14 protein-coding genes are annotated in these 15,043 nt (G+C 41.5%); 10 read left to right on the top strand and 4 right to left on the bottom strand.

Annotated elements, in window-relative coordinates; genetic code table 11:
- Positions 1 to 158 precede the first annotated feature (158 nt).
- The 3 genes from J7384_RS15150 to bfr (J7384_RS15140) all read left to right on the top strand — a co-directional run bounded on the left by J7384_RS15150 (position 159) and on the right by bfr (J7384_RS15140) (position 1,679).
- Entirely contained in the window at positions 159 to 353 is a 195-nt protein-coding gene (locus J7384_RS15150; protein ID WP_209115362.1) for a bacterioferritin-associated ferredoxin, read from the top strand.
- A 379-nt stretch (positions 354 to 732) separates the two neighbouring features.
- Positions 733 to 1,197 (top strand): bacterioferritin, encoded by a 465-nt coding sequence (gene bfr, locus J7384_RS15145; protein WP_209115360.1) that lies wholly within the window; start codon positions 733 to 735, stop codon positions 1,195 to 1,197.
- Positions 1,198 to 1,211: 14 nt separating this feature from the next.
- Positions 1,212 to 1,679: a bacterioferritin gene (bfr, locus tag J7384_RS15140; protein ID WP_209115359.1), complete on the top strand. Its 468-nt coding sequence runs from the start codon at positions 1,212 to 1,214 to the stop codon at positions 1,677 to 1,679.
- Between the two features lie 84 nt (positions 1,680 to 1,763).
- Here bfr (J7384_RS15140) and J7384_RS15135 read toward each other — a convergent pair whose 3' ends face one another.
- A complete protein-coding gene (locus J7384_RS15135; protein ID WP_209115357.1) occupies positions 1,764 to 2,333 on the bottom strand; it encodes a TetR/AcrR family transcriptional regulator in 570 nt (189 codons plus the stop codon).
- 145 nt (positions 2,334 to 2,478) lie between these two features.
- Here J7384_RS15135 and J7384_RS15130 point away from each other — a divergent pair, with 145 nt between their 5' ends.
- Positions 2,479 to 3,138, top strand: a complete 660-nt coding sequence (locus J7384_RS15130) for a peroxiredoxin-like family protein (RefSeq protein WP_209115356.1) — start codon at positions 2,479 to 2,481, stop codon at positions 3,136 to 3,138.
- A 383-nt stretch (positions 3,139 to 3,521) separates the two neighbouring features.
- On the opposite strand, the gene J7384_RS15125 is transcribed toward J7384_RS15130, so the two are convergent.
- Both J7384_RS15125 and J7384_RS15120 read right to left on the bottom strand, forming a co-directional pair.
- Positions 3,522 to 4,445: a glyoxylate/hydroxypyruvate reductase A gene (locus tag J7384_RS15125; protein ID WP_209115355.1), complete on the bottom strand. Its 924-nt coding sequence runs from the start codon at positions 4,443 to 4,445 to the stop codon at positions 3,522 to 3,524.
- Positions 4,446 to 4,449: 4 nt separating this feature from the next.
- Positions 4,450 to 6,831, bottom strand: a complete 2,382-nt coding sequence (locus J7384_RS15120; RefSeq protein WP_209115354.1) for a CHASE domain-containing protein — start codon at positions 6,829 to 6,831, stop codon at positions 4,450 to 4,452.
- Positions 6,832 to 7,122: 291 nt separating this feature from the next.
- Here J7384_RS15120 and tkt point away from each other — a divergent pair, with 291 nt between their 5' ends.
- The 6 genes from tkt (at position 7,123) to J7384_RS15090 (ending at position 14,881) form a co-directional block, all read left to right on the top strand.
- The gene (gene tkt / locus J7384_RS15115) at positions 7,123 to 9,114 is read left to right on the top strand and encodes a transketolase (protein ID WP_209115353.1); all 1,992 of its coding nucleotides are present in this window, start codon (positions 7,123 to 7,125) and stop codon (positions 9,112 to 9,114) included.
- 86 nt (positions 9,115 to 9,200) lie between these two features.
- Positions 9,201 to 10,226 carry an erythrose-4-phosphate dehydrogenase gene (epd, locus tag J7384_RS15110; RefSeq protein ID WP_209115352.1) on the top strand — a complete coding sequence of 342 codons (1,026 nt, stop codon included), beginning with the start codon at positions 9,201 to 9,203 and terminating at the stop codon, positions 10,224 to 10,226.
- 41 nt (positions 10,227 to 10,267) lie between these two features.
- Positions 10,268 to 11,446 carry a phosphoglycerate kinase gene (locus J7384_RS15105; protein WP_209115350.1) on the top strand — a complete coding sequence of 393 codons (1,179 nt, stop codon included), beginning with the start codon at positions 10,268 to 10,270 and terminating at the stop codon, positions 11,444 to 11,446.
- A 267-nt stretch (positions 11,447 to 11,713) separates the two neighbouring features.
- Complete coding sequence (locus J7384_RS15100; RefSeq protein ID WP_209115348.1) at positions 11,714 to 12,610, top strand: fructose bisphosphate aldolase; 897 nt, start codon at positions 11,714 to 11,716, stop codon at positions 12,608 to 12,610.
- Positions 12,611 to 12,810: 200 nt separating this feature from the next.
- On the top strand, positions 12,811 to 13,875 hold the full coding sequence (gene fba / locus J7384_RS15095) for a class II fructose-bisphosphate aldolase (RefSeq protein ID WP_209115346.1): 1,065 nt from the start codon (positions 12,811 to 12,813) through the stop codon (positions 13,873 to 13,875).
- A gap of 229 nt (positions 13,876 to 14,104) precedes the next feature.
- A complete protein-coding gene (locus tag J7384_RS15090; protein WP_209115344.1) occupies positions 14,105 to 14,881 on the top strand; it encodes a DUF481 domain-containing protein in 777 nt (258 codons plus the stop codon).
- 71 nt (positions 14,882 to 14,952) lie between these two features.
- Here J7384_RS15090 and J7384_RS15085 read toward each other — a convergent pair.
- Positions 14,953 to 15,043, bottom strand: a 91-nt coding sequence (locus tag J7384_RS15085; protein WP_209114217.1) for an integrase core domain-containing protein, incomplete at its 5' end; no start/stop codon positions are given.

The raw sequence follows: 15,043 nt of genomic DNA, 5'->3' as shown, positions 1-15,043 counted from the left end.
ATAAAAAAGGGCAAAACACAGGCTTGATATGACAACAAATAAGAATTATTATCAATCGCAGTTTGATTAAATAACTCAATATTACTGATTAAATCTTCGGGTTATTTAATGCCCGTCAATTAAATTGTTAACAAGTTATCGAGAGTATCAAGTAAAAGATGTTCGTTTGTATTTGCAAAGGTATCACTGATAAAGACATTAAAGCCCTAGTCACTGAACAAGGGGTTGGTTCTATTCGTGAACTAAAGGGTCATCTGCCATTGGGTAGCCAATGTGGCACCTGTGTAAAAGCAGCTCAAGCGATAATCGATAACACTATTGTTGACGAAAGCCTATTCAAAGAAGTCAGCTAATAGAAAATTAAGCTTAAACTCAAACCTAAGCTAACTGCCAACGCACTTAAAATAGATTCTCAGACCTTAAAAACGACACCTAACAACAAACTCAACAACTTTTGCTCTTCCCTTAGCGCTCAGCTAACCGATTAGTTCTGGTGCTAATCTAAGTTATTTTCATTACCCTTACTTCTGCCGTTTTAGCTACATTTTCAATTAAATACTTAACCTTTTGATTTTTATAGGTTTAGGTTTTCATGACAAAAAGTATCTTAAATATAGCAATCTAACTGATAATGATTATCAATGCTAAATAGTTGTTTTTAAACGGTTTTTATTGAAATGTAATAAACCATAACTATACTTGAACTCAATTTAATCACATTGGGTTTACATTATGAAAAGCAATGGTTCTGTTGTTAGTACACTAAACAAGGTGTTAACCACCGAATTAACCTCAATTAATCGTTATTTTTTACACGCTCGTATGTTTAAAAACTGGGGATTTAGCCAGCTGAATGACAAGGGCTATAAAAAATCGATTTTAGACATGAAGCAAGCGGACAAAATTATCGAACGTATTTTGTTTTTAGAAGGTCTGCCTAACTTGCAGCAGTTGAGTCCATTAGCCATTGGCGAAGACACTCAAGAAATGCTCAACTGCGATACCAAATTTCAGTTGCAACAAATTGATGAGCTAAAAGCTGCAGTTGCTTTGTGTGAGCAAGAGCAAGACTACGTAAGCCGAGATATGCTGACTGAGATTTTAGAAGGCGAGGAAGAATACCTCGACTGGTTAGAAACCCAGCAGTATCAAATAGACAACATGGGCTTAGCTAAGTACCTACAAGCGCAACTTTAAGCGAGGACAAGATTATGCAAGGCAAACAAAACGTTATTGACGCCCTCAACGGCTTACTAGCATTTGAACTAGCAGCGATGGACCAGTATTTTATTCACTCGCGCATGTATGAAGATTGGGGTTTAAACAAGCTTTTTGAGCGCATTGACCACGAGTTTGACGATGAGAAAGGTCATGCTTCTTTGTTAATCCAGCGCATTCTATTTTTAGAAGGCACACCCAATATGGTAAATCGCGATGGTTTACAAATTGGTAAAGACGTTCCTGAAATGCTCGCAAGTGATTTGCGTGTTGAGTATGCAGTAGACGCCGCATTAAAAGATGCAATGGCGCTTTGTGAAAAAGAACAAGACTACGTATCTCGCGACATGTTACAAACTTTGTTAAATGATACTGAGTCTGATCACGCATACTGGTTAGAGCAACAACTGCGTTTGATTAAAACTATCGGTTTAGAAAACTATTTACAGTCGCAAATGTAACCGTCGATTCTGTACTACAAAAAAAGCTGCTGATGTTAAACATCAGCAGCTTTTTTCTTGAAAATGAAAAGTGTTGTCAGTGAACTATTGCGTTGGCCAAGGCAACCAAGGTAGACCTTGCCGCAATCCAGTCAACATGGTTTGCTGGCTGTTAGGCTGATATGAATACACCCTCAAACCAAAAATATGCAGCATTAAGCTAGTGGCATACTGCTGGGCAATATCTGGTTGATATTCTTGAGCGATATAACTCGCGTAAAGCGCTTCAATGCGTTTAGTTTGTTGGGTAATAAAAGCTTTGAGTTCTTCATCACCGGCACTTAACTCAAGTTGACTTTTTATCAAGAAGCAACAGCGATAATGGCAATCTCCCGATTCATCCACCATACCTTGTAAAATATTACAGATACCTTCTAATGGTTTATCAGTAGCACTAAGAGATTGCTCTATCATGTTAATAGTTTTCTCGGCATAACTGCTCAACGACTGCTTAAAAAGCTCAGCTTTATTGCCAAACGCCAAGTAAACACTACCAGGTTTCAGACCTGTTACCTCAAATACTTGTTGCATTGAGCTGGCATGAAAGCCCTGCTGCCAAAACAGCTCCGTTGATCTTTCTAAGACCTGCTCGCGATCAAACTTTACTCTTGTCATTAATACGCCTTTCACCACTATCTGTCATCTTTATTGTAACCAATTAAGCTTATTTATAACAATTTTATCCATCAAACAAACTTGAATGACCATTCAAGTGCTGATTTAATAGACTCACTTTGAATGATTTATTTTGGAAATAACTATGTCTATGAGTGAACAGTCTCTAAGTGAAAAACTGACCGAATTTAGAAATTCATTTTTAACTAACGTACCCGCAGATATTCAAGCAATTATGGCCAACGCAACTGAAGAGGTGACCAAATCAGCACTGGTTGAAAACGCCCCTAAAACTGGCGATAAGCTAAAAACTTTTGAGCTATCAGATCAAAATGGCAAAGTAGTAACACTTCAAGCTTTGCTAGCAAATGGACCGCTTGTTATCACTTTTTATCGAGGTGGCTGGTGCCCGTACTGCAACCTCGAACTAAAAGGTTATCAAGAGATTTTGCCTGAAATTAAGGCCGCTGGTGGCTCATTGGTCGCCATAACACCGGAATTACCAGACGCGTCGCTGTCGACATCTGAAAAAAATGAGTTAGCCTTTACCGTATTGTCAGACGTTAATGCTGATTACGCTCGCGAGCTTGGTTTGGTATTTACCTTACCTGAAGAGTTGAAACCTATTTATCAAAATTTCGGGATTGATTTAGAGCAACACAACGGCTGCGGTCAATTTGATTTACCACTTGCTGCTACTTTTGTTATCGCGCAAGACGGCACGGTGGCGAGTAGTTTTGTCGATGCAGACTACACATTGCGCCAAGAACCTAAAGAAGTACTTGAAGCATTAAGAGCGTTGTAAAAGCACAGTTAATATCAAACGCAAAATAACAAAAAACCGCTGATGCGTTAACATCAGCGGTTTTTAATCTTTACTAAAACCCAGCCAATATTTTTGACTCAGTCTAGTTACTTTGTTCAGTTGCTACATCCATGTCACTCGCTATAGTTGAATTACTCAATATAGCAGACACCGCTAATATAAATACTGCAAATATTACCGTTGTCAATTTAAATCCCCTTGATGGTGATTTATTCATGCCAGCGCCTTGATTTAGCAAAGTTGTTATAATTATGTAATTCGGCAACAAATTTATCTGATAAGTACCTGAATTTCAATAGGCTATTTATCTATTTATGTTAATAATTGATTTTCAGGCAAATTAGCCATTAAAGCATGTAAAGTTAATAACCTCTTTCGCGCTCAACTCGGTTCAAAAGCGGCTGTTGCTTTTTAAAACGCTGATAGTTTTCAACGATTTGCTCAATTACTGTCTTGGGATTGGTTACTGCGGCAATGTGTGGTGTTACAACGACATTTTTTAACTGCCAAAGTGGGTTTTGTTCAGGTAGAGGCTCTTGGGTAAAAACATCAAGCACCGCGAAACTAAGCTGTTTGTTTAACAACGCCTGATAAAGTGCTTGTTCATCAACCGTTGCTCCTCGCCCCGCATTAACAAAACAAGCACTAGGTTTAAGCTGTGACAACAACGCTTGATTCACTAATTTTTCTGTTTCAGGCGTGCTCGGCAACAGGTTAATCAGGTAGTCACAATCAGCCAACGCTTGAGGTAACTGTTGAACACCCGAAAAATGCCGACAAAACGTTTGACTTTTCTCAGTGCGGCTCCAGCCGGTAACGTCAAAACCATTTATCATCAAACATTTGGCAACCGCTGCCCCAAGTTGACCGAGACCAAGTATTGTCACTTTATTGCCCGAATGACGGGGTAAGCCTGACCATTTCTGCTGCTGTTGTTGCTGATAAAACTCAATAAAACGGCACTTAAGCATTAGCACTGACGACAATACATAAGACGCCATTTCTTGAGCTAAGTCTTGATCAACAACACGACTAATTGCGACATTGTCACCAATACTGCCATCAGTGATCAGGTTTTCAACACCAGCACCAAATGATTGAATCACTTTAAGCCGAAGATATTGATGCCAGAGCCCGATTGGCGCTTGCCAGGCTACCGCGAATTCGACGCGTTCAGGTTGAGTAATGTTGGGCCAAATCTGACAATCAATATCAGGTATACAACGGGCCAATTGCTGGTGGATATCACTGGGATCTCGATCAGCGATAATGATGGCTAATGACATAAGTTTAACTATTTTTTACTTGCTGCTCTTGTTCTATTTGAAAATCGAGATCATCCATTATCAGTTGCTTTTCAATACTCGATAAGCCAACCCGTAAGGTCAGGCTGACCATAGTACTACCAGAACTTAACGGTGAGTACTTTATTTCACCGTCGAATAAACTTTTGAGCTGCTCAACCATTAGCATATTGGTACTGACAAAATCTTCTGAGGCGTCCTTTTCAGTGTCGACATCGTCATTTGATTCTCTATTGTCACCCACGCGATATGCATAGTCATCAAACTCGGTAATCATAAAAAACAAGCTTGCTTGTTCAGACTGGTACAAGTGTGCTTTGACTGACACTTTCAATTTATATGAATTAAAATCTTGAATACACGCGGTTAACAAACCAATTAATAACTGCTGCAAGTGTAATTCATCTGCGGTGATGTATACCGGCACGTTTTTGTGCTGAACAAACTTAATATTACTGTGTTGATTGCAATGTTTAACGTTCAAATTAGTTTCAATACGCTTTAAAAATGCGTGGAAATCAAAAAGCTTATCCTCAAGCTGAGTGCGTCCAGATTCAATGTCAGCCAGCTGATTCAGGGTTTGATAGGTTTGCTGTAAGTTTTCATTGGCTTGCAATATGTTTTGATAAATAGCGTTTGAGCCATCGGTTCTCTTACTCGGATTTAACAACGGCAACTGCTGATTGAGTTTATTCAGTGGTTGTTGGAGTTCGTGTTCCAGCGCGACTAAAATATCACTTTTAGCATCACTGGCTTGATCAGCCTGCTCTCGGGCCAACAATAACTCTTTTGTTTTCAATGAAACTTGGTGACTCAACTCAGTTGACGACGATGCGCCAAGCAATAATAGTAATTGGAATAACACGCCACCGACAGTACTGCCAATTAATAACGTCCACACTTTCCAACTTTTGTTTTGAAAAAACCATGGGTCTAATTCAGCAAACTTGAGCTGCCATTGGCGATAGAAGAAGTCTAATTCAGTCACAGTGTCAAGCCGATTAGCACTGACAATTGTTTGACCAAATAAGGTGAAAGGCTCCGCCTCACTAACATCTGATACCTGCAACTGTATGTTACTCAGCCCTTGCTGCTGGACAACTTGATTAAAAAACGCCTTAAACTGAACAACGGCCAAAATATAACCTGAAAGTCCTTGACGCTCGCCAACATTAATACCCCCATATGGATTCATTCGGTCGAGATTATAAAGCGGAAAATACACCAAAACACCGGGGTTTGAGTAGTCATCTTGAACCAAGGTAATCGGGCGACTTGCGACTAAATCATTGTGCTCAACAGCTTTCATATGTGCCGACATTTCTTGTTCAAAGTTGTTGATATCAACGCCATAGGCTTGATTGTTTTGAAAGCTTGGGAAAATAAAATAAACCGGAGCATAAACACCAGGAATTATCTTGTTTTCATAACCATTAGTGGCAACGCCCGTTCTGACTTTGTAATTAAAATTAAGCACGTCGCTAGCCTGTTGCTCAAATGCCTGCTGGTGTTCATGTTTAATAATAGGCAGCCATTCAAGCGCTCGAATACTGGAATTTTGCTTAAAAATATAACTTGAAAATTGGGTAAACTCTTCAAGCGAGACGTATTCACTGCTGTAAAAAAGTGCTGTCAGTGCACGAATTTGCTCGCGAATAAAATCAATTTCCTCATTGAGAATTAACTCAACCTTTTTGGTGTCCTGCTCAAACGCGTATGCACGTTGAGCTTGATCATCTCGCTGCGACAAATTCAGTAATAAACTAATGCCAACAAAACCGATGACCGAGGCAAAAACGACAAAGTTCTTTTTACTACGCCCGACATCAGTTGTTGTATTGGTGCGTTGAAAGATAAAAATCGGCACCATAAAAACACTGGTTAAGGTCGCAAATGACCAAACACTGGCGAAGACATAAAAAAGCGATGATGAAAATTGCTGGTTCTCGATGATAGCAACTAGCACAGCACTTAGTGCTGCCATCAAATTTGTCAGTGGCCCTAACTTGACCATAAACCAAATTAAGGTGTTGCGGTGTTTTAGCAGCTTGTTTTCGTTAAAATCTTTAGCGCATAACAACTTGGTTATATAGGCCTGCAAACTAAATACTAACATCAAGAAAATAGCAATTGAAAAGCCAAAGGATTCATTGCCAAGCACAGTTAAATAACTGTGGAAAAGTATCCCCGACATGATTATCGCGGCGAAAATACGGTGACCTATGGTCAAAGCTAAGACACTCGCAATTGCCGCCATCGGGCCAATAAAATTAGTTAGCGAAAACGGGATAATAAGATGATGCGCAGAACACGCAAAGGCAAATATTAATAAGGTTGGAAAAAGTTGTTTCTTAACGGCTGCTAACATAGTTATCCTTACTCGATTAATCCTTAATCTATCAACCTAGGTTATTGATATCAAACATGATAGCTGAATTTTTTCAGGAACAAAACCTCTTTAAAATAGTTGACTACAAGGTCAATAAAATCAATTGATAGATAAGGCCAGCGAGCCGATGGAAACAGGACAAATCAGTTTGTACTAATCCATAGCAAAAAAATACCACAAAAATAGTAATATTATTTGCACCTGCTTTAGCTCTAGGCGAGAATAGCTGCCCGAATTGATCTTATATTTGAATATTGTTCAGGAGTTACTATGCCATCGCGTCGAGATCTGGCCAACGCTATCAGAGTTTTAAGTATGGACGCTGTCCAAAAAGCAAAATCAGGACACCCAGGTGCGCCATTAGGGATGGCAGATATCGCAGAAGTTCTTTGGCGTGACTTCCTAAAACACAACCCAACCGATCCTAACTGGGTTGACCGCGACCGCTTTATTTTGTCAAACGGTCACGGCTCTATGTTAATTTACTCACTGTTGCACCTTACTGGTTACGACTTACCAATGTCGGAGCTTGCCAACTTCCGTCAGCTTCATTCAAAAACCCCTGGTCACCCAGAATACGGCTACACACCTGGTGTTGAAACAACAACAGGTCCACTAGGTGCTGGTATTTCAAATGCTGTCGGTATGGCGATTGCCGAAAAAACCTTAGCCGCGCAATTTAACCGCGAAGGTCACGATATCGTTGATCATTTCACTTACTGTTTCTTAGGTGACGGCTGTTTAATGGAAGGTATTTCTCACGAAGCCTGTTCACTTGCTGGCACACTTGGCTTAGGCAAGTTAATCGCGTTTTGGGATGACAATGGCATTTCTATCGATGGTGAAGTTGAAGGTTGGTTTAGCGACGATACTCCTGCTCGCTTTGCTTCATACGGCTGGCATGTGATTGCCGATGTTGACGGTCACGACTCAGCCGCCATCAGCGTAGCTATTGCCGAGGCACAATCAGTAACAGACAAACCAACCATGATTTGTTGTAAAACCGTTATCGGTTACGGTTCGCCAAACAAGTCTGGCAGCCACGATTGTCACGGCGCGCCACTAGGTGATGACGAAATTGCCGCAGCTCGCGAGTTCTTAAACTGGCCACATGCACCTTTTGAAGTACCTGAAGATGTATACCAAGAGTGGGATCAAAAGGCTAAAGGTCAAAACGCTCAACAAAGCTGGCAAGACAAATTTGCTGCTTACCAAGCAGCGCACCCTGAACTTGCAGCTGAATACGAACGCCGAGTCATTAAAGGTGAATTACCGGCCGATTTCTCTGAAAAAGCACAAGCTTACGTAGAAGAGTGTCAGGCCAAAGGCGAAAACATCGCGTCGCGTAAAGCATCACAAAACACCATTGAAGCATTTGGTAAATTATTACCTGAGCTACTAGGCGGCTCAGCTGATTTGGCTGGTTCCAACCTTACCCTTTGGTCTGGTTCTAAAGGCATTCAAGAAGACGCCGCGGGTAACTACGTTTTCTACGGTGTTCGCGAATTTGGTATGAGTGGCATTATGAACGGTGTCTCTTTGCACGGCGGCTTTATCAACTACGGCGCAACTTTCCTAATGTTTATGGAATACGCTCGTAATGCAGTGCGCATGTCAGCGTTGATGGGTATTCAAAACATTTTTGTTTACACCCACGACTCAATTGGTCAAGGTGAAGACGGTCCAACTCACCAACCGATTGAGCAGTTAACCAACTTGCGTACTACGCCTAACTTAGTGACATGGCGTCCAGCCGATGCAACTGAATCAGCGGTTGCATGGAAAAATGCCGTTGAACGTCAACAAGCACCAACATCATTAGTATTTAGTCGCCAAGGTTTACCAGCTCTTGCTCGCGACAGCCAACAAGTTGCTGACATTGCCAAAGGTGGTTATGTCTTGCGCGATAGCGAACAAACACCAGAAGTGATTTTAATTGCGACCGGCTCTGAAGTATCACTTGCTTTAGCTGCGGCGGATGCTTTGGCTGAACAAGGTAAACAAGTTCGCGTGGTATCAATGCCATCAACCAATATTTTTGACGCCCAAGACACTGACTACAAAGAGTCAGTATTACCAAGTAGTGTCACCAAACGCGTTGCAATAGAAGCTGCTCATACCGATTTCTGGTACAAGTACGTTGGCTTTGCTGGCAGTGTTGTTGGCATGACAACATTTGGCGAATCAGCACCAGGTGGCAAGCTTATGGAGCACTTCGGCTTCACGGTTGACAACGTTGTTAACACGGTAAATAGCTTGTAACTGTTGAGACTTATGAAGCGCCTGCAGGCGCTTCTTTTTTATCACAAGTACATTTTAAATAACTTAAAAGGAATCTAGTTTCAGATATGCCTATTAATGTTGCGATCAACGGTTTTGGTCGTATCGGTCGAAGCTTAGTGAGGGCCCTATACGAAAATGGCCGTCAAGCAGACCTGCGTTTAGTTGCCATCAATGAATTGGCCTCTTCTGAGGGCATCGCCCACTTATTAAAATACGACACCACTCATGGTCGTTTCTCCTTTGCGGTCAACCACCAACCGGGCAACCTCAATATTGCTGGTGATGACATCGCCCTTTATCATCACGACTCTATCGAAGATTTACCTTGGCAAAAACATCAAGTTGACCTTGTTATTGATTGTACGGGTAAATTTGGTAGTAAAGCTGACGGCGAAAAGCACTTGGCACAAGGCGCTAAAAAAGTCTTGTTTTCGCACCCCGGCAGCCAAGATTTAGATGCGACCATCATTTACGGTATCAACCATCAGAGCTTAACTGCTGCCGACAAAGTTATTTCCAATGGCTCATGCACGACCAACTGTATTGTCCCTGTGATCAAAGTGATTGACGACGCCTTTGGTGTTGAAAGCGGCACCATTACCACGATTCATTCATCGATGCATGATCAACAAGTCATCGATGCTTATCACCCGGATTTGCGCCGTACCCGTGCCGCTAGCCAGTCAATAATCCCAGTTGACACAAAATTAGCCGCAGGTATTGAACGAATACTACCCAAGTTTTCTGGCCGTTTTGAAGCTATTGCCGTTCGAGTCCCGACCATTAATGTCACGGCAATGGATTTGAGCTTAACGCTTAACTCAGATGTCGACATTGAACAGGTAAACCGTGCAATTAAAACGGTACAAGGCGCCGACAGTCCCCTCACCGGCATTTTAGGCTACACCGAAGAGCCACTGGTTTCGATAGACTTTAACCACGATCCGCACTCTTGTATTGTCGACGGCAATCAAACCAGAGTCAGTCACAAACGCTTAGTTAAAATGCTAGTGTGGTGTGACAACGAGTGGGGATTTGCCAACAGATTACTCGATACCGCTGAAATACTTGGCGACATCGACGCGCAATAACAGAAATATTAACGATTTAGTTTACTGATTAGGAATTTGCTATGACCATTAAAAAGATGACTGACCTAGCACTTAAAGACCAACGTGTATTGATTCGCGAAGATCTGAATGTGCCAGTGAAAAACGGTGAGATTACTTCTGACGCTCGTTTAAAAGCGGCACTGCCAACCTTAAAAATTGCCTTAGAAGCGGGTGCCAAAGTGATGGTGATGTCACACCTTGGCCGTCCAACTGAAGGTGAATACAACGATGAATTTTCGCTACAGCCTGTTGTTGATTACTTGGCGGCAGCTCTTAACACACCCGTTCGTTTGGTTAAAGACTACCTCGATGGCGTTGAAGTACAAGCAGGCGAACTAGTGGTTTTTGAAAACATTCGCTTTAATGTTGGTGAGAAGAAAAACGATGACCAGTTATCGCAAAAACTCGCTGCACTGTGCGATATTTACGTGATGGACGCTTTCGGTACCGCTCACCGTGCTCAAGCCAGTACTCACGGCGTTGCTAAGTTCGCCCCAGTTGCTTGTGCTGGTCCATTGCTAGCTGGCGAGTTAGATGCGCTATCAAAAGCGTTAGACAATCCTGCTCGCCCACTGGTCGCAATTGTTGGCGGTTCAAAGGTTTCAACCAAGTTAACGGTACTTGAATCACTTTCAACTGTGGTTGATCAACTTGTCGTTGGCGGTGGTATTGCCAATACCTTTATTGCCGCGCAAGGTCACAGCGTTGGCAAATCACTATTTGAAGCAGACTTAGTTGCTGAAGCTAATCGCTTGATAGAACAAGCCAAAGCAAACAAGGGTGATATTCCAATTCCAACAGATGTTGTAGTTGGCACTGAATTTTCTGAGCAAGCCGCTGCTACCTTAAAGCCTGTTGCTGACGTTAGCGCTGACGATATGATTTTTGATATTGGTCCAGATTCAGCTGATGCTCTTGCCGAGATTTTAAAAAGCGCCGGCACTATTGTTTGGAACGGCCCAGTTGGCGTTTTTGAATTTGATCAATTCGGTCAAGGCACAGAAACTATTGCCAACGCCATTGCTGAAAGTTCAGCATTTTCGATCGCAGGTGGTGGTGATACCTTAGCAGCAGTAGATAAGTACGGCATTGCAGACAAAGTGTCTTATATCTCGACTGGCGGTGGCGCCTTCCTTGAGTTTTTAGAAGGCAAAAAACTACCAGCGGTAGAAATTCTTGAACAAAGAGCCAACGATTAGTTTCGCCACAATTAGCTAAATGCTCTCGCATTAAACTAATTGCATTAAAATTTATTCATTGGTGGCTAGGCAACAAGTTCGTTTCTGATAGAATTCCGTAAATATAACTAAAAGTTTTTATCGACTAAATCAGTTTTTTTACTAGTTATGCGAAGCAACAAAATTTAGTTTTATTTTATGACAAAGCAACGTAATTTTTTATCAGAGACCAGCTAAGTCTTTGCCGAACTTTATATTTAATTAATATTTATTTTTCAAGGATAATCAATGAGTTCAACTATCACAGAAATGCTAAATAAGGTAACAGAACAAAACGGCTTTATTGCTGCCCTCGACCAAAGTGGTGGCAGTACCCCTAAAGCACTTGGCCTTTATGGTGTTGAACAAGATCAATACAGTTCAGAGCAAGAAATGTTTGATCTCGTGCACAAAATGCGTTCGCGTATCATCACTAACGAAGCCTTTACTGGTGAGCGTATTTTAGGCGCTATTTTGTTTGAAAATACACTAGATCGCACCATTGACGGCAAAAGTTCGGCCCAATACTTATGGCAAGAAAAACAAGTTGTGCCATTTTTAAAAGTCGACAAGGGCTTAGCTAACGAAGAAAACCAAGTGCAACTGATGAAACCGATGCCTGAGCTTGACCAGTTACTTGATAAAGCAGTAAGCGCAGGTGTATTTGGTACCAAAATGCGTTCGGTGATTAAAGCTGCTAATAATGAAGGGATAACGAAAGCTGTTGCTCAGCAATTTGATATTGCCAAGCAAATTCTAGCAAAAGGACTAGTACCAATTGTTGAGCCAGAAGTTGATATTAATATTAGTGATAAAGCCGAAGCCGAGCAATTATTAAAAACAGCTATTATTGAACAGTTAAACCAGCTAAATGCAGACCAAAAAGTGATGTTAAAGCTTACTTTACCTGAACAAGACGACTTTTACCTCGACTTAGTTGAGCACGATAACGTGATCAAAGTTGTCGCCTTGTCAGGTGGTTACAGCCGCGAACAAGCCAATCAAAAAGTGGCAAATAACAAAGGCATGATTGCTAGTTTTTCAAGAGCACTCACCGAGGGTTTATCTGCTCAGCAATCAGATCAAGCCTTTACTGATATGCTAGATCAAACTATCGAAAGTATTTATCAAGCCTCAATTAGCTAAATAAGCTCTTACTTAGCCTACATAAAATAAACTGGCAGCACAAGTTCAAACTTAGCTGCCAGTTTTTTTTGATTCTGTTATAATTCTGACGCCAAATTAGTAGCCTCTACGAAAACTTTCATTAGAAGTTACAAAAAAGCACCTGAAACGCTAATAACAAAGAAAGATTAAACAAATCAGCTACCGAGGAGAAAATTAAGATGGCCTTAATTTCTATGCGCCAAATGTTAGATCATGCTGCCGAGTTCGGCTATGGTATTCCAGCCTTTAATGTAAACAACCTAGAGCAAGTACGTGCCATTATGACTGCTGCTCGCGATACCGATAGCCCAGTTATTTTACAAGCGTCAGCAGGTGCGAGAAAATATGCGGGTGCACCGTTTTTACGCCACTTAATTTTAGCAGCTATTGAAGAGTTCCCTGAAATTCCGGTGGTTATGCACCAAGACCACGGTACTTCGCCAGCGGTTTGTCAGCGCTCGATTCAATTGGGCTTCTCATCAGTGATGATGGATGGTTCGTTAATGGACGACGGTAAAACGCCATCGAGCTACGAGTACAATGTTGATGTTACCCGCCGCACCGTTGAAATGGCACATGCTTGTGGTGTTTCTGTTGAAGGTGAATTAGGTTGTTTAGGTTCACTTGAAACCGGTATGGCTGGCGAAGAAGACGGTGTTGGTGCAGAAGGTGTATTAAGTGCCGACCAATTGCTCACTGATCCTGAAGAAGCTGCTGACTTCGTTGCTAAAACACAAGTAGATGCTTTGGCAATTGCCTGTGGTACTTCACACGGTGCTTACAAATTCACTCGTCCACCAACGGGTGATATTTTATCTATCGACCGTATTAAAGCGATTCACCAACGCATTCCTAACACTCACTTAGTGATGCACGGTTCGTCTTCTGTACCGCAAGACTGGTTAGCCATTATCAATGAATTCGGCGGTGAAATCCCAGAAACCTACGGCGTGCCAGTTGAGCAAATTCAAGAAGGTATTAAAAACGGTGTTCGTAAAGTCAACATTGATACCGACTTGCGCTTAGCGTCAACCGGTGCGATTCGTCGCTTCTTGGCTCAAAACCCAAGTGAGTTTGATCCGCGCAAATATCTTGCTGTATCAACTCAAGCGATGTACGACATTTGTAAAGCGCGCTATGAAGCCTTTGATACTGCAGGTAATGCCAGCAAAATCAAGCCAATTTCGCTTGACGCTATGTTCGATCGCTACCAAAAAGGCGAACTAAACGCAGTGATTAAATAAACGCGTTTAACCCCTCTTTTATATACAAAAACCGAAAAGTCTAACGGCTTTTCGGTTTTTTTGTCTCTAAAATAACGCGACTAATAGTTATTGATTAGTCATTGAACCATTTTGTGTTTATAATTCGAGCCGCTTGAAATAATAGCCCTAATACTAATTCTTACAAAACTTAAAGGGCATTGAATTCAGTAGTTACCAATGTCAGTTCACCGAAACTTAGAGGATAATAATGAAAAATAAACTCGCCCTAGCCACCTTAACACTGGTCCCATTTTCAGTATTAAGCGAAGAGGCTAAGACGGACGAAAAACCAGCATTTACTGCTTCTGCTGAATTTGGCGCTCTATACCGTACCGGTAACACGACCAGTGGCGATATCAAAACTGGGGTAGCGATTCGTCACGAAAAAGCGCAATGGCGCAGTAGTGCTAAATTTGACATGTTGGTCAGAAAAACGGAAGAAACTGACGAAAACGGTAACGAGGAACTTACTACCACAGATCAACGCTGGAGCATTGACGCAAAAACCAATTATACCCTCAGTGCAAGTGGTAAAAATTACTTATATGGTAACGCTTATTACACAGAAGACCGCTTCAACGGCTTTGAAAATCAGACTTCGCTTTCAGCGGGTTGGGGTCGACGTTGGATCGATACGGAAAAGACTAAATTTGACGCAGATATCGGTCCTGGTTTCAAAAGTGACGTAGTAACAGCTACCGACTCAACCCCTGAAGAAACCCGAAATTCATTAATTATTCAGGCGCAAGGCTTATTCACACATCAACTCAACGAAAACGTTGAGTTTAGACAGTTATTAAGTGCTAAGTATGCGACAAAAAGCGGTGAAAACAGTATTTACAAAAGTGAAACCTCAATTATTACTAAGCTCATTGAAACATTACAATTGAAATTTGCCATCACGGTTGATCACAATACCGATGTTGAAGCCGATCGAGAAAATACTGACACCCAAACCAGTATGACGATTGTTTATAGCTTTTAATATCAATTCGTATAAATAATGCCATCAAAAGTGGCTGTGTGTTGTCCTAGTATAGGTTGACACTATTTACGCTAAAACGCTCGATGTACTTCATCGGGCGTTTTGTATTTTAAGGCCATGTGTGGCCTTCGTTGATTATAGATAACAACTGATTCCTCGACC

Origin of the sequence: Endozoicomonas sp. G2_1, assembly GCF_017744155.1 — a bacterium.
GTDB lineage: Bacteria > Pseudomonadota > Gammaproteobacteria > Enterobacterales > Alteromonadaceae > JAGHQT01.
The sequence above is the reverse complement of the archived record's forward strand: the minus strand, read 5'-3'. Positions and strand labels throughout refer to the sequence as shown.